Annotated in this window: 28 protein-coding genes and 1 pseudogene; all 29 read left to right on the plus strand. The window is 57.8% G+C overall.

Annotation, left to right across the window (positions count from 1 at the left end):
* Window positions 1–3: 3 nt before the first annotated feature.
* The 29 genes and pseudogenes from rplL to rplO all read left to right on the plus strand — a co-directional run bounded on the left by rplL (window position 4) and on the right by rplO (window position 23,726).
* The gene (gene rplL / locus AC0CW1_RS13225) at window positions 4–381 is read left to right on the plus strand and encodes a 50S ribosomal protein L7/L12 (protein WP_488183492.1); all 378 of its coding nucleotides are present in this window, start codon (window positions 4–6) and stop codon (window positions 379–381) included.
* Window positions 382–750: 369 nt separating this feature from the next.
* Window positions 751–4,215, plus strand: coding sequence for a DNA-directed RNA polymerase subunit beta (gene rpoB / locus AC0CW1_RS13230; protein WP_488183493.1), 3,465 nt, complete (start codon window positions 751–753; stop codon window positions 4,213–4,215).
* A 38-nt stretch (window positions 4,216–4,253) separates the two neighbouring features.
* A complete protein-coding gene (gene rpoC, locus AC0CW1_RS13235; RefSeq protein ID WP_488183494.1) occupies window positions 4,254–7,796 on the plus strand; it encodes a DNA-directed RNA polymerase subunit beta' in 3,543 nt (1,180 codons plus the stop codon).
* Between the two features lie 163 nt (window positions 7,797–7,959).
* Window positions 7,960–8,211, plus strand: a complete 252-nt coding sequence (locus AC0CW1_RS13240) for a ribosomal L7Ae/L30e/S12e/Gadd45 family protein (protein WP_488183495.1) — start codon at window positions 7,960–7,962, stop codon at window positions 8,209–8,211.
* 68 nt (window positions 8,212–8,279) lie between these two features.
* Complete coding sequence (rpsL, locus tag AC0CW1_RS13245; RefSeq protein WP_488183496.1) at window positions 8,280–8,696, plus strand: 30S ribosomal protein S12; 417 nt, start codon at window positions 8,280–8,282, stop codon at window positions 8,694–8,696.
* A gap of 18 nt (window positions 8,697–8,714) precedes the next feature.
* On the plus strand, window positions 8,715–9,185 hold the full coding sequence (gene rpsG, locus AC0CW1_RS13250; RefSeq protein ID WP_161258775.1) for a 30S ribosomal protein S7: 471 nt from the start codon (window positions 8,715–8,717) through the stop codon (window positions 9,183–9,185).
* A 51-nt stretch (window positions 9,186–9,236) separates the two neighbouring features.
* On the plus strand, window positions 9,237–11,312 hold the full coding sequence (gene fusA, locus AC0CW1_RS13255; RefSeq protein ID WP_488183497.1) for an elongation factor G: 2,076 nt from the start codon (window positions 9,237–9,239) through the stop codon (window positions 11,310–11,312).
* A gap of 89 nt (window positions 11,313–11,401) precedes the next feature.
* Window positions 11,402–12,604 carry an elongation factor Tu gene (gene tuf, locus AC0CW1_RS13260; protein ID WP_488183499.1) on the plus strand — a complete coding sequence of 401 codons (1,203 nt, stop codon included), beginning with the start codon at window positions 11,402–11,404 and terminating at the stop codon, window positions 12,602–12,604.
* A 1,747-nt stretch (window positions 12,605–14,351) separates the two neighbouring features.
* The gene (gene rpsJ, locus AC0CW1_RS13265; RefSeq protein ID WP_012282470.1) at window positions 14,352–14,660 is read left to right on the plus strand and encodes a 30S ribosomal protein S10; all 309 of its coding nucleotides are present in this window, start codon (window positions 14,352–14,354) and stop codon (window positions 14,658–14,660) included.
* 30 nt (window positions 14,661–14,690) lie between these two features.
* Window positions 14,691–15,323 (plus strand): 50S ribosomal protein L3, encoded by a 633-nt coding sequence (gene rplC / locus AC0CW1_RS13270; protein ID WP_488183500.1) that lies wholly within the window; start codon window positions 14,691–14,693, stop codon window positions 15,321–15,323.
* Window positions 15,324–15,351: 28 nt separating this feature from the next.
* Window positions 15,352–15,975: a 50S ribosomal protein L4 gene (rplD, locus tag AC0CW1_RS13275; RefSeq protein WP_488183501.1), complete on the plus strand. Its 624-nt coding sequence runs from the start codon at window positions 15,352–15,354 to the stop codon at window positions 15,973–15,975.
* Entirely contained in the window at window positions 15,975–16,262 is a 288-nt protein-coding gene (gene rplW / locus AC0CW1_RS13280) for a 50S ribosomal protein L23 (RefSeq protein WP_161260701.1), read from the plus strand. The genes rplD and rplW overlap by 1 nt, the downstream gene beginning before the upstream one ends.
* 29 nt (window positions 16,263–16,291) lie before the next feature.
* Entirely contained in the window at window positions 16,292–17,119 is an 828-nt protein-coding gene (gene rplB, locus AC0CW1_RS13285) for a 50S ribosomal protein L2 (protein WP_488183502.1), read from the plus strand.
* A 57-nt stretch (window positions 17,120–17,176) separates the two neighbouring features.
* Window positions 17,177–17,458 carry a 30S ribosomal protein S19 gene (gene rpsS, locus AC0CW1_RS13290; protein WP_488183503.1) on the plus strand — a complete coding sequence of 94 codons (282 nt, stop codon included), beginning with the start codon at window positions 17,177–17,179 and terminating at the stop codon, window positions 17,456–17,458.
* Between the two features lie 26 nt (window positions 17,459–17,484).
* Window positions 17,485–17,823: pseudogene (rplV, locus tag AC0CW1_RS13295) on the plus strand (50S ribosomal protein L22); the annotation flags it as partial.
* Window positions 17,824–17,910: 87 nt separating this feature from the next.
* Window positions 17,911–18,666 carry a 30S ribosomal protein S3 gene (gene rpsC, locus AC0CW1_RS13300; protein ID WP_488183504.1) on the plus strand — a complete coding sequence of 252 codons (756 nt, stop codon included), beginning with the start codon at window positions 17,911–17,913 and terminating at the stop codon, window positions 18,664–18,666.
* A gap of 3 nt (window positions 18,667–18,669) precedes the next feature.
* A complete protein-coding gene (rplP, locus tag AC0CW1_RS13305; protein WP_161258785.1) occupies window positions 18,670–19,104 on the plus strand; it encodes a 50S ribosomal protein L16 in 435 nt (144 codons plus the stop codon).
* Window positions 19,094–19,297 carry a 50S ribosomal protein L29 gene (gene rpmC / locus AC0CW1_RS13310; protein WP_161258786.1) on the plus strand — a complete coding sequence of 68 codons (204 nt, stop codon included), beginning with the start codon at window positions 19,094–19,096 and terminating at the stop codon, window positions 19,295–19,297. Before rplP ends, rpmC begins: the two co-directional genes overlap by 11 nt.
* A 26-nt stretch (window positions 19,298–19,323) precedes the next feature.
* A complete protein-coding gene (rpsQ, locus tag AC0CW1_RS13315; RefSeq protein ID WP_488183505.1) occupies window positions 19,324–19,587 on the plus strand; it encodes a 30S ribosomal protein S17 in 264 nt (87 codons plus the stop codon).
* A 24-nt stretch (window positions 19,588–19,611) separates the two neighbouring features.
* Entirely contained in the window at window positions 19,612–19,980 is a 369-nt protein-coding gene (gene rplN / locus AC0CW1_RS13320; RefSeq protein ID WP_012282481.1) for a 50S ribosomal protein L14, read from the plus strand.
* A gap of 18 nt (window positions 19,981–19,998) precedes the next feature.
* Window positions 19,999–20,334, plus strand: a complete 336-nt coding sequence (rplX, locus tag AC0CW1_RS13325; protein WP_488183506.1) for a 50S ribosomal protein L24 — start codon at window positions 19,999–20,001, stop codon at window positions 20,332–20,334.
* A 27-nt stretch (window positions 20,335–20,361) separates the two neighbouring features.
* A complete protein-coding gene (gene rplE, locus AC0CW1_RS13330) occupies window positions 20,362–20,904 on the plus strand; it encodes a 50S ribosomal protein L5 (protein WP_488183507.1) in 543 nt (180 codons plus the stop codon).
* A gap of 21 nt (window positions 20,905–20,925) precedes the next feature.
* A complete protein-coding gene (locus tag AC0CW1_RS13335; RefSeq protein WP_161258791.1) occupies window positions 20,926–21,111 on the plus strand; it encodes a type Z 30S ribosomal protein S14 in 186 nt (61 codons plus the stop codon).
* Window positions 21,112–21,138: 27 nt separating this feature from the next.
* Window positions 21,139–21,537, plus strand: coding sequence for a 30S ribosomal protein S8 (gene rpsH / locus AC0CW1_RS13340; protein WP_488183508.1), 399 nt, complete (start codon window positions 21,139–21,141; stop codon window positions 21,535–21,537).
* Between the two features lie 46 nt (window positions 21,538–21,583).
* Window positions 21,584–22,135 carry a 50S ribosomal protein L6 gene (gene rplF, locus AC0CW1_RS13345; RefSeq protein WP_488183509.1) on the plus strand — a complete coding sequence of 184 codons (552 nt, stop codon included), beginning with the start codon at window positions 21,584–21,586 and terminating at the stop codon, window positions 22,133–22,135.
* A 33-nt stretch (window positions 22,136–22,168) separates the two neighbouring features.
* Window positions 22,169–22,537: a 50S ribosomal protein L18 gene (rplR, locus tag AC0CW1_RS13350; protein WP_488183510.1), complete on the plus strand. Its 369-nt coding sequence runs from the start codon at window positions 22,169–22,171 to the stop codon at window positions 22,535–22,537.
* A 26-nt stretch (window positions 22,538–22,563) separates the two neighbouring features.
* Window positions 22,564–23,064, plus strand: a complete 501-nt coding sequence (gene rpsE, locus AC0CW1_RS13355) for a 30S ribosomal protein S5 (protein ID WP_161258794.1) — start codon at window positions 22,564–22,566, stop codon at window positions 23,062–23,064.
* A gap of 11 nt (window positions 23,065–23,075) precedes the next feature.
* Window positions 23,076–23,264 (plus strand): 50S ribosomal protein L30, encoded by a 189-nt coding sequence (gene rpmD, locus AC0CW1_RS13360; protein WP_012282489.1) that lies wholly within the window; start codon window positions 23,076–23,078, stop codon window positions 23,262–23,264.
* 18 nt (window positions 23,265–23,282) lie between these two features.
* Window positions 23,283–23,726, plus strand: a complete 444-nt coding sequence (gene rplO, locus AC0CW1_RS13365) for a 50S ribosomal protein L15 (RefSeq protein ID WP_488183511.1) — start codon at window positions 23,283–23,285, stop codon at window positions 23,724–23,726.

A 23,726-nucleotide genomic window follows, 5' to 3' on the forward strand; every position in this document is an offset into this window, starting at 1 on the left:
ACCATGAGCAAGATCAATGAAATCATCGAAGCGGTCAAAGGCCTGACCGTTCTCGAACTGGCCGAACTGGTCAAAGCCTTCGAAGAAGAATTTGGCGTCAGCGCTGCTGCTCCCGTCGCCATGGCCGCCATGCCTGTGGCCGCCGCCGCTGCTGCTCCCGCTGAAGAGCAAACTGAATTCGATGTCATCCTGAAAGCCGCTGGCGACAAGAAAGTCAACGTCATCAAAGTTGTCCGTGAAATCACCGGTCTGGGCCTGAAAGAAGCGAAAGACCTCGTTGATGGCGCTCCTAAAGCCGTCAAAGAGAAAATCGCCAAAGAAGAAGCCGAATCCATCAAGAAGAAGCTTGAAGAAGCTGGCGCTTCCGTCGAAGTTAAGTAATTTCGCTTCAGTGACATCTCGAAAAAAAGCAGGGCGGATCCCCTCCGTCCTGCTTTTTTTCACTCCAATTTTTTTTCTGGCAACGGTCCACTGTAATTGACAGATCGCGCCTCTTATGCTAATATTATATCTTGCGATCGTGCTCGTATTTGGAGCCTAAGCTCCGGTGTGGGCGCATCTACCGGGAATATTTTCGGTTTCGACAGGGTAGAATACCCGGATATGAGGGGGAACCTGGGTGGACTCGCCGGGGAGGGAGTCTATTGCCGCAATCGTAAAAAAGAAACCCGGTCGTAGAGGGTAGGTGAAGACAGACCCTCGAACTGGTGTTTCTTTTGTTTTGCTATCACGATACAAGAGGTGAATCGGATGGTATATCCTGTGCAATGTGGGCCTCGCGAGCGATGGACATTTGCCCGCATCCAGGAAGTCATGGACATGCCCAATCTGATAGAAATCCAGCAGAACTCCTATCGCTGGTTTCTCGAAGAGGGCTTGCGCGAGATGTTCCGCGATATCTCGCCCATCCAGGACTTCACCGGGAACCTGATCCTGGAGTTCATTGACTATGCCCTGGGTGACCCCAAATACAGCGTGGAAGAATGCAAGGAACGCGATGTCACCTTTGCGGCCCCTTTGCGCGTCAAAGTTCGCCTGATCAACAAAGAGACGGGCGAGGTCAAAGAACAGGAAGTCTTTATGGGAGACTTCCCGTTGATGACGGACAAAGGCACCTTCATCATCAACGGCGCTGAACGGGTCATCGTCAGCCAACTCGTCCGCTCGCCTGGCGTCTATTACAATGAAGCCATCGACCCGCCCAGCGGCAAGAAGCTCTTCGGCGCCACCATCATCCCCAACCGCGGCGCCTGGCTGGAATTCGAAACCGATATCAATGACAACGTCTTCGTGCGCATCGACCGCACCCGCAAGCTGCCGGCTACGGTGCTCATCCGGGCCTTGGGCTACTCCAACAACGCCCAGGTCCATGAACTCTTTGACGGCGACGAGCGGATCCGGATCACCCTGGAACGGGACAACACGGAAAACACGGAAGAAGCGCTCGTTGAGATTTATAAACGCCTCCGTCCCGGCGAGCCTCCGACGGTGGACAGCGCCCGGAGCCTGCTGGAGACCCTCTTTTTCGATCCCAAGCGCTACGACCTGGCCAAGGTAGGGCGCTATAAAATCAATAAACGCCTCGGCGTCAGCGTGGAACGGGAGATCCGCCACCTGACCAAAGAGGACATCATCGCCGCCGTCCGGGAACTGCTCAAGCTGATGCAGGGCGAGGGACGGGCCGATGATATCGACCACCTGGGCAACCGCCGCCTCCGCTCTGTCGGCGAACTGTTGCAAAACCAGTTCCGCATCGGCCTCTCACGGATGGAGCGGGTTGTCCGCGAGCGCATGACGATCCAGGACGTGGAGGTCATCACGCCGCAGGTGCTGATCAACATCCGCCCTGTCGTGGCCGCCATCAAGGAGTTCTTCGGCTCCTCCCAGCTCTCGCAGTTCATGGACCAGACGAACCCCCTGGCCGAGCTGACCCACAAGCGCCGCCTCTCCGCCCTCGGTCCTGGCGGTCTCTCGCGGGAACGAGCCGGTTTCGAGGTCCGCGACGTTCACCACTCCCACTACGGACGGATGTGTCCCATCGAGACGCCGGAAGGTCCCAACATCGGCCTGATCGGCTCTCTGTCCACCTTCGCGCGGATCAACGAATTTGGCTTCATTGAGACGCCCTACCGCAAGGTCGACAAGGAGCGCGGCGTCGTCACCGAACAGATCGACTACCTGACCGCCGATGAGGAAGACAAGTATATCGTGGCCCAGGCCAACGCCCCCCTCGATGAAGAAGGGCGTTTCAAAGAAAAGCGGGTCAACGCCCGCCACGGCCACGACATCCTCGTCGTCCCCGTCGAAAAGGTCGATTATATGGACGTCTCGCCCAAACAAGTCGTCTCCATCGCCACTGCCTTGATCCCCTTCCTGGAGCATGACGACGCCAACCGCGCCTTGATGGGCGCCAACATGCAACGCCAGGCTGTGCCCCTCTTGCGCACTGACGCCCCCTATGTGGGCACAGGGATGGAGTTCAAAGCTGCCTACGACTCAGGTGTCTGCGCCATCGCCCGCAAAGCTGGCTACGTGGAACGGGTCACCGGTGACGAGATCTTCATCCGTTGTGACGACGGCACGACAGAACATCACAAACTGCTCAAGTTCCTCCGTTCGAACCAGGGAACCTGCATCAACCAAAAACCGATTTGCCATAAAGGCCAAAGGGTGGAGGCCGGTCAGACGATCGCCGACGGTCCCTCGACCGATCAGGGCGAACTGGCTCTCGGCCGCAACGTCCTCGTCGCCTTCATGACCTGGGAAGGCTACAACTACGAAGACGCCATCCTGGTCAACGAAAAGCTCGTCAAAGAGGACTACTTCACCTCCATTCATATTGAAGAATATGAATGCGATTCCCGAGATACCAAGCTGGGACCGGAAGAGATCACCCGCGACATCCCCAACGTGGGCGACGAGGTCTTGAAAGACCTGGACGATCGGGGCATCATTCGCGTCGGCGCCGAGGTCCGCCCCGGCGACATTCTCGTCGGCAAGGTAACCCCCAAAGGCGAGACGGAACTGACGGCGGAAGAACGGCTCCTGCGAGCCATCTTCGGTGAAAAGGCGCGGGAAGTGCGCGACACCTCCCTGCGCGTTCCTCACGGGGAAGCCGGTAAGATCGTCGATGTCAAAGTCTTTTCCCGGGAAAACGGTGACGAACTGGCGCCGGGCGTCAACCAACTGGTGCGCGTCTATATCGCCCAGAAGCGGAAAATCTCCGAGGGCGACAAGATGGCCGGCCGCCACGGGAACAAGGGCGTTATCTCCCGGATCATGCCGGAAGCTGACATGCCCTACTTGGCTGACGGCACGCCTGTCGAGATCGTCCTCAACCCCTTGGGCGTTCCCTCGCGGATGAACATCGGCCAGATCCTGGAGACCCACCTCGGTTGGGCTTCCAAGCACATGGATCGCGGTTTTCTCGCTGATGGCACACCTAGCGGAGATAAAGGAATTCGCGTGGCCACGCCGGTCTTCGACGGCGCCACGGAAGATGATATCTTCGAATTCCTCACCAAGGCGGGTCTGCCCAAGGCGAACGAGGTGGCCTTGACGGACACCCGGACCGAGGGTCTGCGCGAGACGATGGCGGCTGTGCCCCTGGGCAAATCGATCCTCTATGACGGACGGACCGGCGAGCCTTTCGATAACCCGATCACCGTCGGCTACATGTACATGTTAAAACTGGCCCACCTCGTTGACGACAAGATCCATGCTCGTTCGACTGGTCCCTACTCGCTCGTCACGCAGCAGCCCCTGGGCGGAAAGGCTCAGTTTGGCGGCCAGCGTTTCGGCGAGATGGAGGTCTGGGCGCTCGAAGCCTATGGGGCCGCCTACACCCTGCAGGAGATCCTCACCGTCAAGTCGGACGACGTGGTCGGTCGTGTGAAAACATACGAAGCGATCGTCAAGGGCGAGAACATCCCCGAACCGGGCGTGCCCGAATCCTTCAAGGTATTGATCAAAGAACTGCAGAGCTTAGGCTTGGATGTCAAAATCCTCTCAGAAGACGAACGGGAAATCGAGATCAAGGAAGTTGAGGAAGATGTGGCCGAGACGGCCAAAGAACTCGGCATCGACATCCAAGGCGAAGATAAGCCGGAAACGGCTGGCGAGCCCGTATCGCCCGATGAGATGGATGATGAAGAGGAGATCGATTTCGCCGCCGGCTTCCTGCAGGATGCCTTGGAAGAACTGGAAGAAGACTGATCCGCCCAAAGGTGACAACCCGGAAGGGAGAGAATCCGTTGCTCGATGTCAATAATTTCGACCGCATGCGCATCGGCCTGGCTTCACCGGATCTGATCCGGCAATGGTCGAGCGGGGAAGTGAAGAAGCCGGAAACCATCAACTACCGGACCCTCAAACCGGAACGGGATGGCTTGTTCTGTGAACGGATCTTTGGCCCAACCCGCGACTGGGAGTGTCACTGCGGCAAATACAAACGGGTCCGCTATAAGGGCATCGTCTGTGACCGCTGCGGCGTCGAGGTCACCCGCTCCAAGGTCCGCCGGGAACGCCTCGGCCATATCGAACTGGCAGCGCCTGTCTCCCATATCTGGTACTTTAAGGGCATCCCAAGTCGGATGGGCCTTTTGCTCGACATGTCGCCCCGTTCGCTGGAGAAAGTCCTGTACTTTGTCGCCTACATCGTCATCGAACAGGGCGACACGCCGCTGATGAAAAAGCAGCTCCTTACGGAGACGGAATACCGGGAACACCGGGAAAAATACGGTAACCGCTTCCGCGCCGGCATGGGCGCCGAAGCGATCAAAGAACTGCTCGTCGAGATGGATCTGGATCAACTCTGCCGCGAACTGCGCCAGGAATTGAAAGAGGTGACAGGTCAGCGGAAGGTGCGCGCCATCCGCCGCCTGGAGGTTGTGGAGGCCTTCAAAAATTCCGGCAACCGTCCCGATTGGATGATCATGGACGTCGTCCCTGTCATCCCGCCGGAACTTCGCCCCATGGTGCAACTCGACGGCGGACGCTTCGCCACCTCTGACTTGAACGATCTCTACCGGCGAGTGATCAACCGGAACAACCGCCTCAAGCGACTCCTCGATCTCGGCGCGCCTGACATCATCGTCCGCAACGAAAAGCGGATGCTACAAGAGGCTGTTGACGCACTGATTGACAACGGCCGCCGCGGCCGTCCCGTGACGGGACCGGGTAACCGCCCCCTCAAATCCCTCTCTGACATGCTCAAAGGCAAACAGGGCCGCTTCCGTCAGAACCTGCTCGGGAAACGGGTCGACTACTCCGGTCGTTCCGTCATCGTCGTCGGTCCCGAACTGAAACTGCACCAGTGCGGCCTCCCCAAAGAGATGGCGCTGGAACTGTTCAAGCCCTTTGTCATGAAAAAGCTCGTCGAAGACGGCCACGCCCACAACATCAAGAGCGCCAAGCGGATGGTGGAGCGCGTCAAAAACGAGGTTTGGGATGTCTTAGAGGACGTCATCGCTGAGCACCCCGTCCTGCTTAACCGGGCGCCGACCCTGCACCGTCTCGGCATCCAGGCTTTTGAACCGGTTCTCGTTGAAGGCCGGGCGCTGCAGATTCACCCGCTCGTCTGTACGGCTTACAACGCTGACTTCGACGGCGACCAGATGGCCGTCCACGTGCCCCTCTCTGCTGAAGCCCAAGCCGAGGCGCGCAACCTGATGCTGTCGGCCCACAACATCCTCAACCCGAAGGATGGCCGACCTGTCGCCACACCGACCCAGGACATGGTTATCGGCGCTTACTACCTGACCATCGAACGAGAAGGCGCCAAGGGTGAAGGCATGATTTTCGCCAGCCCCGATGAAGCCATCGCCGCCTATGATGCCAAGAGCGTCAACCTACAAGCTCGCATCCGCGTCCGGCCTACGGCCCGCGTGCTAGAAGCGATCGAGTATGCCAAACCGGAAACACGCGCTGCTTACCAGCAAGGCCGTTTCGAGACAACCGTGGGGCGTCTGATCTTCAACAGCGTCATCCCGCCAAAGGTTGGCTACGTCAACGAGGTGGTCGGCAAGAAGCAACTGGGTAACATCGTCGCCCGTTGCTATGACAAGTTGGGGATCAGTGAAACGGCAGCCATGCTTGACGGCATCAAGAAGCTCGGCTACACCTTCTCCACCCGCGCTGGCATCACCGTCGGGATCACCGACGTGGAGGTTCCTGAAGAGAAAAGACGCCTGATCGGCGAGGCTGACAGCGGCGTTGAAAAGGTAGAGCAGCAGTATCGCCGGGGTCTGATCACCGAGGAAGAACGCTACCAGAAGGTCATCGACATCTGGAACAAGACGACAGACGGCGTCACCCAGGCCTTGATGGCCACGCTGAACAAGTTCAACCCCGTCTACATGATGGCCAACTCCGGCGCCCGCGGCAACATCCAGCAGATCCGCCAGCTCGCCGGGATGCGCGGTTTGATGGCCGACCCGTCGGGCCGCATCATCGACCTGCCGATCAAGGCCAACTTCCGCGAAGGCCTCACCGTATTGGAATACTTCATCTCCACCCACGGCGCCCGAAAAGGCCTCGCCGATACAGCGCTGCGGACAGCCGACTCGGGCTATCTGACCCGTCGTCTCGTAGACGTCTCCCAGGATGTCATCGTCCGGGAAATCGACTGCGGCACCCACGAAGGCATCCCCGTCGAAGCCATCGTTGACGGCAAGCAGGTCATTGAAAAACTGACCGATCGCCTCACCGGCCGCTACGCCCTGGAAGAGATCATCGATCCGGAAACAGGTGAAAAGCTCGCCGAGTACAACGAAGAGATCCAGGCCGACGCAGCCGAACGGATCGATCAGTTGATCAAACAGGGCAAGCTCGAACAGAATTCCGTCTATATCCGCAACGTATTGACCTGCCGCACCCGCTATGGCGTTTGCCGCCGCTGCTACGGCCGCAACCTAGCCACCGGACGCTCCGTCGAGATCGGCGAGGCGGTCGGCATCATCGCCGCCCAGTCCATCGGCGAACCGGGGACCCAGTTGACGATGCGGACCTTCCACACAGGCGGCGTCGCCGGCGACGACATCACCCAAGGTCTGCCGCGGGTTGAGGAACTTTTCGAGGCTCGCAAGCCGAAAGGCCTTGCGATCATCGCCGAGCAAGACGGCATCATCCGGATCGTCGAGAACAAGGGGCGCAAGGACATCGAGATCGTCACCGATGACGGCGAACAGCACCACTACGCCATCCCCTACAACTCCCGACTGAAGGTGGAAGATGGCCAGCGGGTGGAAGCCGGCGTCGAGCTGACGGAAGGCTCCGTCAACCCCCACGACATGCTGCGCGTTAAGGGGATCCAGGGCGTCCAAACCTACCTGTTGCGGGAGGTCCAGCGCGTCTACCGTCTCCAGGGCGTCGATATCAACGACAAGCACATCGAGGTCATGGTCCGCCAGATGATGCGCAAGGTGAAGGTGGAAGAACCGGGCGATACAGACCTGCTCCCCGGCGGTCTTATCGACATCGCCGACTTCGAGGCCGAGAACCTGAAGGCCATCGAAGCCGGTCTCGAACCGGCCACGGCCCGCCCCATCCTCCTGGGCATCACCAAAGCCTCCCTAGCCACCGACTCCTTCCTCTCGGCCGCTTCTTTCCAGGAGACGACGCGGGTGCTCACCGAAGCCGCCATCAAGGGCAAGGTGGATCCCTTCCTCGGGCTCAAAGAAAACGTCATTATTGGCAAACTGATCCCGGCGGGGACCGGCATGTCGCGCTACCGCAACATCCAACTCATGGATGGCGATGAGATGCCTGACGAGTTCATCGAAGAGGACATGGCCTAAGAGAAGAAAACGAAAGAATGGGTGAGGGCCGGTTCAGGCGCTGCCAAATCGGCCCTTATTCCTAAAATCGTCAGAGACAGCGGGATTAACAGCATTTTTGTTGACACGCATCTTTGGAAGTGGTACTATAATCAAGTGTGTGATTCGTTAAAGGAGGCTTACTATGCCTTTGGAGCGCTTGAAACAGGCCCGCCAGAAGACGGTTGGCACCAAGCAGACCCTGAAGGCGGTGGAGAAGGGACAGGTCAAGCTGGTCTATGTTGCCGGAGACGCCGACCCCCATCTGGTGAATCCTTTAATGAAGCTGTGTGAAGAAAAAGCGATTCCCGTTATCAACGTGGATTCGATGGAGGCGCTTGGCCTGGCTTGCAACATCAAGGTTGGCTCGGCGTCGGCGGCCATTGTGGCTGAGTAGATAATTTCTTCACTGACGATACGCATGGGTGAGTTGTAAGAAGAATTCCGGGAAGGAGGTGGATGTTCATGCCAACGATTAGCCAGTTGATCCGCAAAGGCCGCGAAGTTCTCACGGAGAAATCGACCGCTCCGGCATTGAAAGAGTGTCCGCAAAAGCGTGGGGTTTGCACTCGCGTCTATACGACGACTCCTAAGAAGCCGAACTCGGCTCTGCGCAAAGTGGCCCGGGTGCGTTTGACCAATGGGGTGGAAGTGACCGCCTACATTCCCGGCATCGGGCACAACCTTCAAGAGCACTCCGTCGTTCTGGTTCGCGGAGGCCGGGTGAAAGACCTCCCCGGTGTGCGCTACCACATCGTTCGTGGCGCTCTGGATACCGCCGGTACCCAGAACCGTAACCAGGGCCGTTCGAAATATGGCACCAAACGCCCGAAAAAAGGCGCCGCTACGGCTGCTAAGGGCGCTGCCAAAGGCAAGAGGTAATGAGGGGAGGAGAATCCGATGCCGAGAAGAGGATCTGTCGCCCGGCGTGAAGTGCTCCCCGATCCGATTTACAACTCCAAGGTTGTCACGAAACTGGCAAACCAAATTATGTTGGATGGGAAAAAGAGCACTGCCGAGGCCATTCTGTATGGCGCCCTTGATGTGATCAAGGAAAAGACCAACAAGAACCCCATGGAAGTCCTGGAAGCCGCGTTGAAAAACGTGATGCCTCTCCTGGAAGTCAAGGCTCGCCGCGTTGGCGGCGCCAACTACCAGGTGCCGATCGAGGTTCGTCCCGAACGCCGCCAGACGCTGGGCCTGCGTTGGCTCATCAAGTACTCTCGCGAGCGTTCCGGCAAGACCATGATTGACAAACTGGCTGGAGAGATCATGGATGCCGCCAACAGCACTGGCGGCGCCGTGAAGAAAAAAGAAGATACTCATAAGATGGCCGAAGCCAACAAGGCCTTCGCCCATTATCGCTGGTAAACAAACAGAGTCCCGCCAGGACCTGAGATCCGACAGAAAGGGGGAACGAGCGTGCCTAGACAGTTTCCGTTAGATAAAACACGGAACATCGGCATTATGGCCCACATCGATGCCGGCAAGACGACCACCACCGAGCGCATCCTGTTCTACACAGGCCGGGTGCACAAGATCGGTGAGGTCCATGATGGCGCTGCCACCATGGACTGGATGGTTCAAGAACAAGAGCGTGGCATCACCATCACCTCTGCCGCTACGACCTGCCAATGGCGAGGCCACCGTATCAACATCATCGATACGCCCGGCCACGTGGACTTTACCGTTGAAGTCGAACGTTCCCTGCGGGTATTGGACGGGGCCGTCGCCGTCTTCTGTTCCGTCGGCGGTGTTGAACCGCAGTCGGAAACAGTATGGCGCCAAGCTGACAAGTACGGTGTTCCCCGGATCGCCTACATCAACAAGATGGACCGCATTGGCGCCGATTTCTTCCGCGGCGTCAGCATGATCCGGGAACGTTTGGGCGCCAACCCTGTGCCCATCCAGATTCCCATCGGCTCGGAAGACCAATTCAAAGGCATCGTCGACCTGATCACGATGAAAGCCATGATCTACGTCGATGACCTGGGCAAGACGAGCGATGTCACCGAGATCCCCGAGGACCTCGTCGATATCGCCGCCGAATACCGGGAAAAACTGCTGGAAGCGGTCGCCGAGTCTGACGAGGAACTGATGATGAAGTACCTTGAAGGGGAAGAGCTGACCGAAGAGGAAGTCCGCAACGGCGTTCGTAAGAGCACCCTGGCCGTCAAGATGATCCCTGTTCTTTGCGGTTCCTCCTTCAAGAACAAAGGCGTACAGCCCCTGCTCGATGCCGTCGTTGAATTCCTGCCGGCGCCGATCGACATCCCTGCCGTCAAGGGCGTCAATCCTGACTCCGGTGAAGAAGATGTTCGTGAGGTTTCCGACGAAGAGCCCTTCTCCGCACTGGCCTTCAAGATCATGGCCGACCCCTATGTGGGCAAATTGGCCTTCTTCCGTGTCTACTCGGGCAAGCTGAGTTCCGGTTCCTACGTGTACAACTCGACCAAGGGCAAAAAGGAACGGATCGGCCGCATCCTCCAGATGCACGCCAACCACCGGGAAGAGATCGCCGAGGTCTACACCGGCGACATCGCCGCCGCTGTCGGCCTGAAGGACACCACGACGGGCGACACCCTCTGCGATGAGAAACAGCCTATCATCCTCGAGTCGATGCAGTTTCCTGACCCGGTCATCCACGTTGCCATTGAACCGAAGACAAAGGCTGACCAGGACAAGATGGGCATCGCCCTTCAGCGTCTGTCCGAAGAAGACCCGACCTTCCGCATGTCCACTGACCATGAAACGGGTCAGACGATCATCTCCGGCATGGGCGAACTCCACCTGGAGATCATCGTCGACCGGATGATGCGCGAATTCAAGGTCGAAGCCAACGTCGGACGTCCCCAGGTCGCTTACAAGGAAACGATTCGCAGCAAAGCCAAAGCGGAAGGCAAGTTCGTTCGTCAGTCTGGCGGTCGCGGTCAATACGGCCACGCCGTCATCGAGATCGAACCGCGCGAGCCTGGTGAAGGCTACGAATTTGTCAACAAGATCGTTGGTGGCGTCATTCCTCGTGAATACATCCCCGCTATCGATAACGGGATCCGTGAAGCCGCTGAAACAGGCGTCTTAGCCGGTTATCCGACAGTTGACTTCCGCGTCACCCTGGTCTTCGGTTCCTACCACGATGTGGACTCCTCGGAAATGGCCTTTAAGATCGCTGGCTCCATGGCGTTCAAGGAAGGTGCCGCAAAAGCCAAGCCTGTCATCCTCGAACCGGTGATGAAAGTCGAAGTCACTGTTCCTGAGGAATACATGGGCGACGTCATCGGCGACATCAACTCCCGCCGGGGCCGCATCGAAGGCATGGAAGCGCGCGGCAACACCCAAGTGGTGCGCGGCTTCGTTCCCTTGTCCGAGATGTTCGGCTATGCTACCGACCTGCGTTCACGCACCCAAGGTCGTGGCCAGTACGTCATGATGTACAGCCACAACGAGGAAGTGCCCCGCAACATCGCTGAAGGCATCATCGCGAAACGTAAAGGCTAAATCGCCACAGGCGATTTTCGCCGGATAGAGGGTGGTCAAGCTGCCCTCACGAATAATCCTTAAGCCTGAAAAGGAAGGATGAGTACGAAATGGCAAAAGCCAAATTCGAGCGCACCAAGCCGCACGTGAACATCGGCACCATCGGTCACGTTGACCACGGTAAAACCACCACCACCGCTGCCATCACCCTGGTTCTCTCCAAAGTCGGTGGAGCTGCCTTCAAAAAGTACGACGAAATCGACGCTGCTCCCGAAGAGCGTGAGCGTGGCATCACCATCAACACCGCTCACGTCGAGTACGAAACCGACAACCGTCACTACGCCCACGTGGACTGCCCTGGTCACGCCGACTACATCAAAAACATGATCACCGGCGCTGCCCAGATGGACGGCGCGATCCTGGTTGTCTCTGCTGCTGACGGCCCCATGCCCCAGACCCGTGAGCACATCCTGCTGGCCCGCCAGGTCGGCGTTCCCTACATCGTAGTCTGGCTGAACAAAGCCGACATGGTGGACGACGCCGAACTGATGGAACTGGTCGAGATGGAAGTTCGCGAACTTCTCTCCTCCTACGAGTTCCCTGGCGACGACATTCCCATCGTTGCCGGTTCCGGCCTGAAAGCCCTCGAGTGCGGCTGCGGCAAGCGCGAGTGCGAATGGTGCGGCAAGGTCTGGGCGCTCATGGACGAAGTTGACAAGTACATCCCCACCCCCGAGCGCGCCACCGACAAGCCCTTCCTGATGCCCGTTGAAGACGTCTTCACCATCACCGGTCGCGGCACCGTTGCCACCGGTCGCGTCGAGCGCGGTCAAATCAAAGTCGGCGAAGAAATCGAGCTTGTCGGTCTGGCTGAAGCCACCCGCAAGACCGTCGTCACCGGCGTTGAAATGTTCCGCAAGCTCCTCGACTTCGCCCAAGCCGGCGACAACATCGGCGCCCTGCTGCGCGGTGTTGAACGGAAAGACATCGAGCGCGGCCAGGTTCTGGCTAAGCCCGGTTCCATCAAGCCCCACACCAAGTTCACCTCCGAAGTCTACGTCCTGTCCAAAGAAGAAGGCGGCCGCCACACCCCGTTCTTCAACGGCTATCGGCCCCAGTTCTACTTCCGGACTACCGACGTCACCGGCTTCATCGAACTGCCTGAAGGCGTTGAAATGTGCATGCCTGGCGACAACATCAAGATGACCATCGAGCTCGGCAAAACCATCGCCATCGAAGAAGGCCTCCGCTTCGCTATCCGCGAAGGCGGCCGGACCGTCGGCGCCGGTGTTGTCACCGGTATCATCGAGTAATCGATCGCCACACGGCTATAAAGCGACCGGGTCCCTGAATCATTCAGGCGATCCGGTCGCTTCTTTTTATAGCCCGTCCTATAGTTGTCCTATCGTCGTCCTTGCAAAAATCGGTTTCCCGAGTCCATTGAAATGCCGAAGGGTGGCGCGGGTGCGCCAGCGGGGTTCGCTAAGAGCTCCGCGGCGGCTCGTTCGTCGGCTCCGCTCGGACGCCAAAGTCTCTCGGGTTTTTTCTGCATGTCAATGGCGTCCTTTCCGCTCCGCCATCTCACTTTCTTTTTCGCCGCTCCGCTCAAACCGCTCACCCCGCTGGCGCACCCGGTGCCACGTGGGCGGTTTGCGGTGGAGTGGGCTGTTTCTAATTTACAAAGTGCTGCTGTCCGGCGATAGTATTGGCAGTGCTGTAACGGCAGCGGTGCAGCCGGGCGGATCTACTGGCACGCAGGCTGAGGTAAACGTGGTTTTTGGTGAATGTAGTTAGGTGGGGTTACGGTACATATTTAAAATGAATAAAACCGAGTGTCATGCACCCGGCTTAGCTTCGGCGGTCAATATGGCGGCTACGTCCGCTACAACTTGTCTTGCTCGGCTCTGGCCACGCTCTAATTGTACCACTCGATCTGCTACTGCCACCAGTTCTGCTCTGCCTGTCGCTTGGTTGGCCTCTATCGCACGAAGAATCTGGTACATTTCATTCTGACGATCCAAGATCTGCAACAGTAGTTCCCTGTCTGTCATTCCGTCACCCCCCGCGATAATTATAGCACAGATATGAGATGACGCAGTCTAATTTCTTGATATTTCCATAAAAACAAATTGTTGCACGGCGCTTAGACGGCACCCCTTATCTATCTATCCACAAACACCTTAGTGGATTCCCAGGTGTTTGCCACCTTTATGGCTAAACTGTCGCAGCATCCAATTGCTCTCAATGCCACCCCTCTTGATTTGTGGTTTCGTTCTAAGCATCTGCTACAATGCCGGTAGCCCTAATTCGTTATGTTGGTTACCCCAGGGGTATTCGGCAGATTGGTGTGTGCGACCTGTTATGAGGAGATTTCACTATGAGGAGATTTCACAGCATAATCATTGACGTCAGGCCAGTATTCGCTAGTGGTGGTTCAGGGCTTCTGGTTTCGATTTTTCACCACTCGGTTTAATCAGGCGATAAATCGGAATCGCCAGCCAGTTACTTCCTTCGAATCACCGCAAAGCAGGGGGCTGGCGGCGGTCTGAGCGATTTGAGCGGAGCGGCGAAGAGAGAGCGCGGAGGCGAAGCGTTAAAGGGCGCCATCGACATGCATACTACCCAAAATTTTTTGGCGCCCCTAGCGCAGCCGACAAGCGAGCCGCCGCGGAGCTCTTAGCGAAGGGCGCCGCCAGCCCCCGCGATCAAAGCGAGAATTAAATCGCGAATCTTCATCGGCATCACAAGAGGACCCGCGCGGTAACCGTAGGCACTTGGTCAGAATCCGCACGCCAACAGCCCGCTTTCCGCAGATTTTCCGCGAAATTTTCAAATACAAAGCAAAAACCGCTTGCATTTCCGAACACTTGGTGCTAAAATTTCATATTGTGGGTTGGCTTTGCGATGAAGCGAAAGGTTGCCCAACAATGGCTTGGGATTGGTGGGCGATGCTCTCTTTGTGTCTTTTTTACTTACGACACGCCCGAGAGCGTTGTTGGGGTAATTTTCGCGGAGAAGGTCCGTAATCAATCGGGCGAACAAAAGGAGGGACTTACCTACATGGGTAAACAAAAAATTCGGATCCGCCTCAAGGCTTTCGATCATCGGATTCTCGATCAGTCTTCCGAAAAGATCGTGGAAACGGCCAAGCGGACCGGCGCGGCGGTATCCGGACCGATTCCGCTGCCGACGGAGAAGAGCATCTATACCATCTTGCGCTCTCCCCACGTCAACAAAGACTCCCGTGAGCAGTTTGAGATGCGCACCCACAAGCGCCTCATCGACATCCTCGAACCCAATCCGAAGACTGTCGATGCGCTCATGCGTCTGGATCTGCCGGCGGGCGTGGATATCGAAATCAAGCTGTAATCCTTTTGCTAGAGATGGGAGGTGTCATTGGTGGCTAAGAAAGGTCTTCTCGGACGAAAAATCGGTATGACGCAGGTATTTGCCGATAACGGAGTCGCCGTGCCCGTGACGGTTGTCCAGGCCGGCCCCTGTGTTGTCGTTCAAAAGAAAACCATGGAGAAGGACGGATACGAAGCCGTACAAATCGGTTTCGGTGATGTCCGTGAAAAACTGCTGAACAAGCCGAAAAAAGGTCACCTGAAAAATGCCGGCGTTCGCCTGGTTCGCGTGCTGCGCGAGATCAAGGTGGACAGCATGGACGAGTACAAGGTGGGCCAAGAACTGAAAGCCGACGTCTTCTCCGCCGGTGAGTATGTCGATGTGGTCGGCACGTCCAAAGGCAAAGGCTTTGCCGGCGGCATCAAGCGCCACAACTTCAAGCGCGGACCGATGAAACACGGTTCCAAGTACCACCGTCGCCCCGGTTCCGCCGGCGCCAAAGGTCCGGCCCGTATCTTCAAAGGCCGCAAGATGCCCGGTCGCCTGGGCAACGAGCGCGTCACCGTCCAGAAGCTGCAAGTCGTCCGTGTCGACGCCGAGCGCAACCTGCTCCTGATCAAAGGCGCAGTGCCCGGTCCCAAGCGCGGCCTGCTGCTGATCAAGAACTCTGTCAAGGCCAAGTAATCAACCCCCGGAGAAAGGAGGACACGACATGCCGAAAGTAGCCGTTTACAACGTCGAAGGCGCTCAGGTCGGTGAAATCGAACTGAACGACGCGATCTTTGGTATCGAGCCCAACGAAGCCGTGATGCACCAGGCCGTAGTTACCCAACTGGCCGCCTGGCGGCGCGGCACCCACAAGGTCAAGTCCCGTGGCGAAGTCTCCGGGGGCGGCAAAAAGCCCTGGAGACAAAAAGGCACCGGTCGCGCACGCGCCGGCACCAGCCGTTCGCCCCTCTGGCGCGGCGGCGCAATCATCTTCGGGCCCCAGCCCCGCAGCTATAAAATCGCCATGCCGAAGAAGGCCCGCCGTCTGGCCCTCAAATCGGCCCTGTCGGCCAAAGTTCGCTCCGGCAACCTGATCGTCGTCGACGCCCTGGAAATGGACGCCCCGAAGACGAAAGTCATCGCCGGAATCATGAACAAGCTCAACGTGGAACGCAAGGCCCTGTTGGTAACCGCCGACATCGACGAAACCGTCTTCAAGTCGGCCCGCAACATCCCCGGCGTCTCCCCTGTTGAAGCTGTCGGTATCAACGTCTATGACATCCTGAACCACGACAAACTGGTCATCACCAAAAATGCCGTGGCCAAGGTTGAGGAGGTGTTCGCCTGATGCGCAGCCCCTATGACGTTCTGAAAAAACCGGTCATCACTGAACGGTCGATGGACTTGGCTCAGGAGAACAAATACACCTTCGTGGTGGAACCGAAAGCCAACAAAATCGAAATCAAGCATGCTGTCGAACAGCTCTTCAACGTCAAGGTCCTCGACGTTCACACCATGAACGTCAAAGGCAAGCCCAAGCGGATGGGCAAGTACGCCGGACGGACCGCGGATAAGAAGAAAGCCATCGTCACCCTAAAAGATGGCGACAAGATCGAAATCTTCGAAGGCGTCTAAGTCTGGCCGGACCAAAGGAGGGAAACCGCGTGGCTGTGAAAAAGTTTAAGCCGACCTCGCCTGGTATCCGCCAGATGACGGTGGCTAGCTTTGATGAAATCACCAAGTCCCAACCGGAAAAATCGCTGCTCGAGCCCCTGAAAAAGAAGGCCGGGCGCAACAACCAAGGCAAACTGACCGTTCGTCACCAGGGCGGCGGCCATAAGCGCATGTACCGGGTCATCGACTTCAAGCGGATCAAGGACGGCATTCCCGCCAAGGTCGCTTCCATCGAGTACGATCCGAACCGGACCTCGCGCATCGCCCTGCTCAACTACGCTGACGGCGAAAAGCGCTACATCATCGCCCCCAACGGGCTGAACGTAGGCGACACCGTCATCTCCGGTCCTGACGCCGACATCAAGACTGGCAACTGCCTGCCCCTGAAGAACATCCCCGTCGGCACCCTGATCCACTGCATCGAGATGCGCCCTGGCAAAGGCGGCCAACTTGTCCGCTCCGCCGGCGCCGCGGCCCAACTCATGGCCAAGGAAGGCGACCATGCCACCCTGCGCCTGCCCTCCGGCGAAATGCGCAAGGTGCTGGCCGAGTGCCGCGCCACCATCGGTCAGATGGGCAACCTCGAACATGAAAACGTGACCATCGGCAAAGCCGGCCGGAAGCGTTGGATGGGTATCCGTCCCACTGTACGCGGTGTTGTCATGAACCCCGTCGATCACCCCCATGGCGGTGGTGAAGGCCGTTCCCCCATCGGACGCAAAGCGCCCGTCACCCCCTGGGGCAAAGTGGCCATCGGCGGCAAGACCCGTCGCAAGAAGGCTTCGGATAAGCTGATCATCAAACGCCGCACCAAGTAATCTTGCCGGCGGAACTGAGCGGGACTCGCATCCCGACACCAGAAGGGAGGATCGTGCATGGGCCGTTCTCTGAAAAAAGGACCTTATGTTGAAACCAGCCTCTTCAAAAAGGTTGAGGATCTGAATCAAAAGAACGAGAAACGGGTCATCAAGACCTGGTCCCGGCGCTCGACCATTTTTCCGCAATTCGTCGGTCACACCTTTGCTGTCCATGACGGACGGAAACACATCCCCGTCTACGTGACCGAAGATATGGTCGGTCATAAACTGGGTGAATTCGCCCCGACCCGGACCTTCAAAGGCCATGCCGGTTCGGAGAAATCCAGCCGTCTGCGCTAGGCCAAGGGAGAAGAGGAGGAAGGCCAATGGAAGCCAAAACCGCCCAAGCGGTGGCCAAGTACGTCCGCACCTCTCCCCGGAAGGTACGTCAAGTCATTGACCTCATTCGGGGCAAATCGGTAGCCGACGCCTTTGCCATTTTGAAGTTCACCCCCGTGAAAAGCGCTGCCGACGTGGCGAAAGTCCTCAAATCGGCTGTCGCCAACGCCGAGCACAACTATGAGATGAACACGGCCGATCTTTATGTGAAGACCTGCTTCGTCGACCAGGGTCCCAGCATGAAACGGATCAGCCCCCGCGCTCAAGGCCGCGCCGATGTCATCAAGAAGCGCATGAGCCACATCACCGTCATTGTCGCCGAAAAGCCCGCCAAGCCCGCAGCCGCCAAGAAGGACCCCAAAGCCGCTGCTGCGAAGGCCGACGCCAACGCCGGGACGAAGGAGGGATAAGCCGTGGGTCAAAAAGTCAATCCGAAAGGGTTCCGGATTGGTGTCATCAAGGACTGGGACGCCCGGTGGTTCGCTGGCAAAAACTACGCCGAACTGCTGCATGAAGACCTGAAAATCCGCAAGTTTGTCAAGAAGAAGCTCTACGCCGCCGGCATCCCCCGCATCGAGATCGAACGGGCTGCCAACCGCGTTAAGGTGACCATCCACACCGCCAAGCCGGGCATCGTCATCGGCCGCGGCGGCGCCGAAGTGGAAAACCTGCGCAAAGAGCTCGAAAAAATGACGGGTCGCGCCGTCAACATCAATATCGCCGAAGTCAAGAAGCCTGAACTGGACGCCCAACTCGTCGCCGAGAACGTGGCTGCCCAGTTGGAGAAGCGGACCTCCTTCCGTCGCGCCATGAAACAGTCTGTTGGTCGCACCATGCGCCTTGGCGCCGAAGGCATCAAGATCATGGTCTCCGGACGCCTCGGCGGCGCTGAGATCGCCCGGACCGAGTGGTATAACGAAGGCAAGGTTCCCCTCCACACCCTTCGCGCCGATATCGACTACGGTTTCGCCGAAGCTCGCACCACCTATGGCATCATCGGTGTCAAGGTCTGGATCTACAAAGGCGAAATCCTGCCGGGCGCCAAGAACCGCACCGGTGAAACCCGTGAACCTGCCGAGCGCGCTGAGCGTCCCGAACGCTCCGACCGTCGCGATCGCCGCCCTCGTGGTGACCGCCGGCCGCCTGCCGCCGCGGAAGGAGGGAAATAACCCATGTTGCTGCCGAAACGCGTCAAATGGCGTCGGGTGCAACGGGGCCGTCTGAAAGGCAAGTCCAAAGGCGGCAACAGTGTCGCATTTGGTGAATACGGCCTGCAAGCCCTGGAAGCCGCCTGGATCACCAGCCGCCAGATCGAAGCCGCTCGTATCGCCATGACCCGCTACATCAAACGGGGCGGTAAAGTCTGGATCAAGATTTTCCCCGACAAGCCTGTGACAGCCAAGCCGGCTGAAACCCGGATGGGTTCCGGTAAAGGCTCCCCCGAATACTGGGTTGCCGTTGTCAAACCGGGCCGGATCATGTTTGAACTGGCCGGCGTTCCTGAAGATATTGCCAAGGAAGCCATGCGCCTGGCCATGCACAAGCTGCCCATCAAGTGCAAGTTTGTAAAACGGGAAGAAGTGGGTGGTGAAGCGAATGAAAGCTAAAGAACTGCATGACCTGAGCACGGAAGAACTGCAGAAACAACTCACCAACTTCAAAGACGAGCTCTTCCGCCTCCGCTTTCAACTTGCTACCCAACAGTTGGAGAACCCCATGCGGATCCGGGACGTGCGTAAAAACATCGCCCGGACGCAAACAGTCCTCCGTCAACGAGAACTGGAAGCCCAAAAGGCTTAGTGCAGCGGGTAAGGAGGTAAGAAGCAGTGTCCGAACGTGCCGAACGCAAGACTCGCATCGGTAAAGTCACGAGCAACAAGATGGAAAAGACCATTGTTGTCGCCGTTGAAAGCCGCATCCAGCACCCCCTGTACGGCCGTACCGTCAAGCAGACGAAAAAATTCAAGGCCCATGATGAAGAAAACGCCTGCCAAATCGGCGATATCGTTGAAATCATGGAAACCCGTCCCCTTTCCAAAGAAAAGCGCTGGCGGGTAGTCCGCATCGTCGAGAAAGCCGTCATCGTATAAACCACGGCATAGGAGGTTACCGTCGTGATCCAGCAAGAAACTCGACTCCGGGTCGGTGACAACACCGGAGCCAAAGAGTTGTTGTGCATCCGTGTATTGGGCGGCTCCTACCGGAGGTATGCCTCTGTCGGCGACATCATCGTCGCTTCTGTTAAAGAGGCAACGCCCGGCGGCGTGGTTAAAAAAGGAGACGTCGTCAAAGCCGTGGTTGTCCGGACCCGGAAACCGATCAAACGGCCTGACGGATCCTACATCCGCTTCAGCGAGAACGCCGCTGTCATCATCAATGAACAAAAAAACCCGAAGGGGACCCGTATCTTCGGGCCCGTGGCCCGCGAACTCCGCGACCGCGATTTCATGAAGATCATTTCGTTGGCCCCCGAAGTACTGTAGGGTGGAGGTGAAAGCACCATGGCCAACCCGAAAGTCCATGTAAGAAAAGGCGATCTGGTACAGGTCATCACCGGCAAGGACGCTGGCAAAAAAGGCAAAATCATTGAAGTGATTCCCGCCAAAAACCGGGTTGTCGTTGAGAAGGTTAACATCGTCAAACGGCACTCGAAGCCTAGCAAAGCCAATCCCCAAGGCGGCATCATCGAGAAAGAGGCGCCCATCGACGCTTCCAACGTGATGATCTTCTGCCCCAAATGCGACCGGCCGGTGCGCAGCGGTCACAAGTTCCTGGAAAACGGCGACAAGGCTCGCATCTGCCGCAAATGCGGCGACGTGCTTGATAAAGACAAGTAAAGCCTCGTCCGAGAGGAGGTCAGCAGATTGGCCCGTCTGAAAGAAAAGATCCAAACCGATGTCAACGCTGCCATGATGCAGCGGTTCGGATATAAGAATGTCATGCAGATCCCCCGCCTGGAAAAAGTCGTCGTCAACATGGGCCTCGGGGAAGCGATTCAAAACCCCAAAGGTCTTGACGCGGCGGTAGGCGACCTGACCCGCATCACCGGCCAGAAACCGGTCATCACGACGGCGAAGAAATCCATCGCCGGATTCAAACTGCGGGAAGGCATGAAGATCGGCTGTAAGGTGACCCTGCGCGGCGACAAGATGTACGACTTTGTCGACAAGCTTGTCAGCGTGTCCCTGCCGCGTGTCCGCGACTTCCGCGGCGTCAGCCCCAAGTCCTTCGACGGTCGTGGCAACTACACACTCGGCCTGAAGGAACAACTGATTTTCCCGGAAATTGAGTACGATAAGATCGACCGTCTGCGCGGGATGGACGTCACATTTGTGACGACGGCCAAGACCGACGAAGAAGCCCGTGAACTCCTTCGGCTGATCGGAATGCCGTTCCGCGCCGAATAAGGCATTACAGGAGGGAATCTCGTGGCAAAAACATCCATGATCGTGAAACAAAGCCGTTCCCCCAAATTTCGCGTCCGCGCCCATAACCGCTGCAAGATCTGCGGACGCCCCCACGCCTATATGCGGAAATTTGGGATGTGCCGGATTTGCTTCCGCAACCTGGCCTACAAAGGGGAAATCCCCGGCGTGACCAAGGCCAGTTGGTAAAGATACACGGAGGGGGGTACCAGCCCAATGGTCATGACCGATCCAATCGCGGATTTCCTGACACGGATCCGCAATGCCAATATGGTTTACCATGACAAAGTGGAAGTTCCGGCTTCCAAAGTCAAGCGGGCCATCGCTGAAATCTTCAAAAGCGAAGGCTATGTCAAAGACGTCGAGTACGTTGAAGACAACAAGCAAGGCATGCTCCGCATCTATCTGAAGTTCGGCCCCAACCGTGAGAAAGTCATCACCGGCGTCAAGCGGATCTCCAAGCCGGGCCTGCGCGTCTACGCCCGCAAAGAAGAGATCCCCAAGGTCCTCGGCGGACTGGGAGTCGCCGTTCTCTCGACCTCGCAAGGCATCATGAGCGACAAAGCTGCTCGCAAAGCCGGCCTGGGCGGAGAAGTTCTCTGCTACATCTGGTAAACAGACCAACGTTTGAACCGAATCGCACACAGCAGGAGGTGTGACCATGTCACGGATCGGCAAGAAACCCGTGGCGATCCCGGCCGGCGTCAACGTGACGATTGAAGGCAACGTCGTTACGGTGAAAGGCCCGAAGGGCCAACTCAGCCGGGAGCTCCATAAAGACATCATCGTCACGGTGGAAGGCAACACCGTCCAGGTTACGCGCCCCAGCGACGATAAATTCCATCGCTCCCTTCATGGCCTGAGCCGCACCCTCGTCGCCAACATGGTGGACGGCGTGTCTGTTGGCTTCAGCAAAAACCTGGAACTGGTCGGCGTCGGCTACCGGGCGGCCAAGCAGGGCAAGAAGCTCGTCCTCACCGTCGGTTACAGCCACCCGGTTGAAATCGACCCTGGTGAAGGCCTTGAAGTGGAAGTCCCTGTTCCGACGAAGGTCATCGTCAAAGGGATCGACAAGGAAAAAGTGGGCGCGCTGGCGGCCAACATCCGCGCCGTACGGGAGCCCGAACCCTACAAGGGCAAGGGCATCAAGTATGATACCGAAGTCATCCGCCGCAAAGTCGGTAAGACCGGCGGTAAAAAAGGCAAAAAATAAGCCCTAACCCGAGGTCGAAGGGAGTGAGCCCGAGTGATCAAAAAGCTTGACCGCGATGCCGCACGTCAGAAGAAACACATGCGGATTCGCAAACGGGTGAAGGGCACCGAAGAGCGTCCCCGCCTGTGTGTCTTCCGCAGTCTGAATCATATCTACGCCCAAGTGGTCAATGACGTCACCGGCCGGACCCTGGTGGCCGCCTCCAGCCTCGATGGCGATTTCAAGGCAGCCAACGTATCCGGCGGGAACATCGAAGGGGCCAAAAAGGTCGGCGAACTCGTCGCCAAGAAAGCTCTGGAAAAAGGCATCGACAAAGTGGTCTTTGACCGCGGCGGTTATATCTACCATGGCCGGATCGCAGCTCTGGCCGAAGCAGCCCGGGAAGCGGGGCTTCAATTCTAAGTGTCCCGCATAAAGGAGGGAAAAGAATGGCAAGAATAGACGCGAGTGGTCTGGAACTTCAGGAAAAAGTCGTCTACATCAACCGCGTGGCGAAAGTCGTCAAGGGCGGTCGCCGTTTCTCCTTCAGCGCCCTGGTTGTCGTCGGCGATGGCAAAGGCCACGTAGGCTTCGGCCTCGGCAAGGCCGGCGAAGTGCCTGAAGCGATCCGCAAAGGCGTTGAAGACGCGAAAAAGAACCTGATCGTCGTCCCCATGGTCGGCACGACCATCCCCCATCCCACCCTCGGCGTATTCGGCGCCGGCCGGGTGTTACTCAAGCCGGCCTCCAAAGGTACCGGCGTCATCGCCGGCGGCCCTGTCCGCGCCGTCCTTGAGTTGGCTGGGATTCACGATATTCTCACCAAGTCCCTGGGGTCCAACAACGCCAACAACATGGTGCGGGCCACCATGGAAGGCCTGCGCAGCCTGAAGCGTGCCGAAGAGGTCGCCAAACTGCGCGGCAAAACGGTCGAAGAGATTACTGGTTAGGAGGGTCAACCGTGGCTACCAAACTTAAGATCACCTGGGTGAAAAGCGCCATCGGTTACGCCAAGAACCAGAAACTCACCGTGGCCACCCTGGGTCTGAAAAAGCTCCATCAATCGGTCCTCCACGACGATACCCCTGCCATCCGCGGCATGATTCGCACGGTCAACCACCTGGTGACCGTGGAAGAAGTGGAAGCCTAACGCGAGGAGGTGTACCCATTGCAACTCCATGAACTGAAACCGGCTCCGGGGTCGCGTCAAAAACCAACCCGGAAAGGGCAAGGCACAGGTTCCGGACTCGGCAAAACGGCCGGCCGGGGTCATAAAGGTCAAAAAGCTCGTTCCGGCGGTGGCGTCCGTCCCGGCTTTGAAGGCGGCCAACAGCCGCTGCAGCGCCGACTCCCCAAGCGTGGCTTCACCAATGCCCGCTTTAAAAAGGAATTCGCCATCATCAACGTGGGCGACCTCGACGTCTTCGAGGCTGGCACCGTGGTGACGCCGGAACTGCTTCTGGAACGGAAACTGATCAAAAAGCTGAAAGACGGCGTGAAACTGCTGGCTGACGGCAACATCGAAAAAGCCTTGACGGTAAAACTCCATGGGGTGAGTGAGGCTGCGGCGGAGAAGATCAAAGCTGCTGGCGGCCAAGTAGAGGTGATGTAA

The sequence above is a fragment of the Heliomicrobium sulfidophilum genome (genome assembly GCF_057715735.1).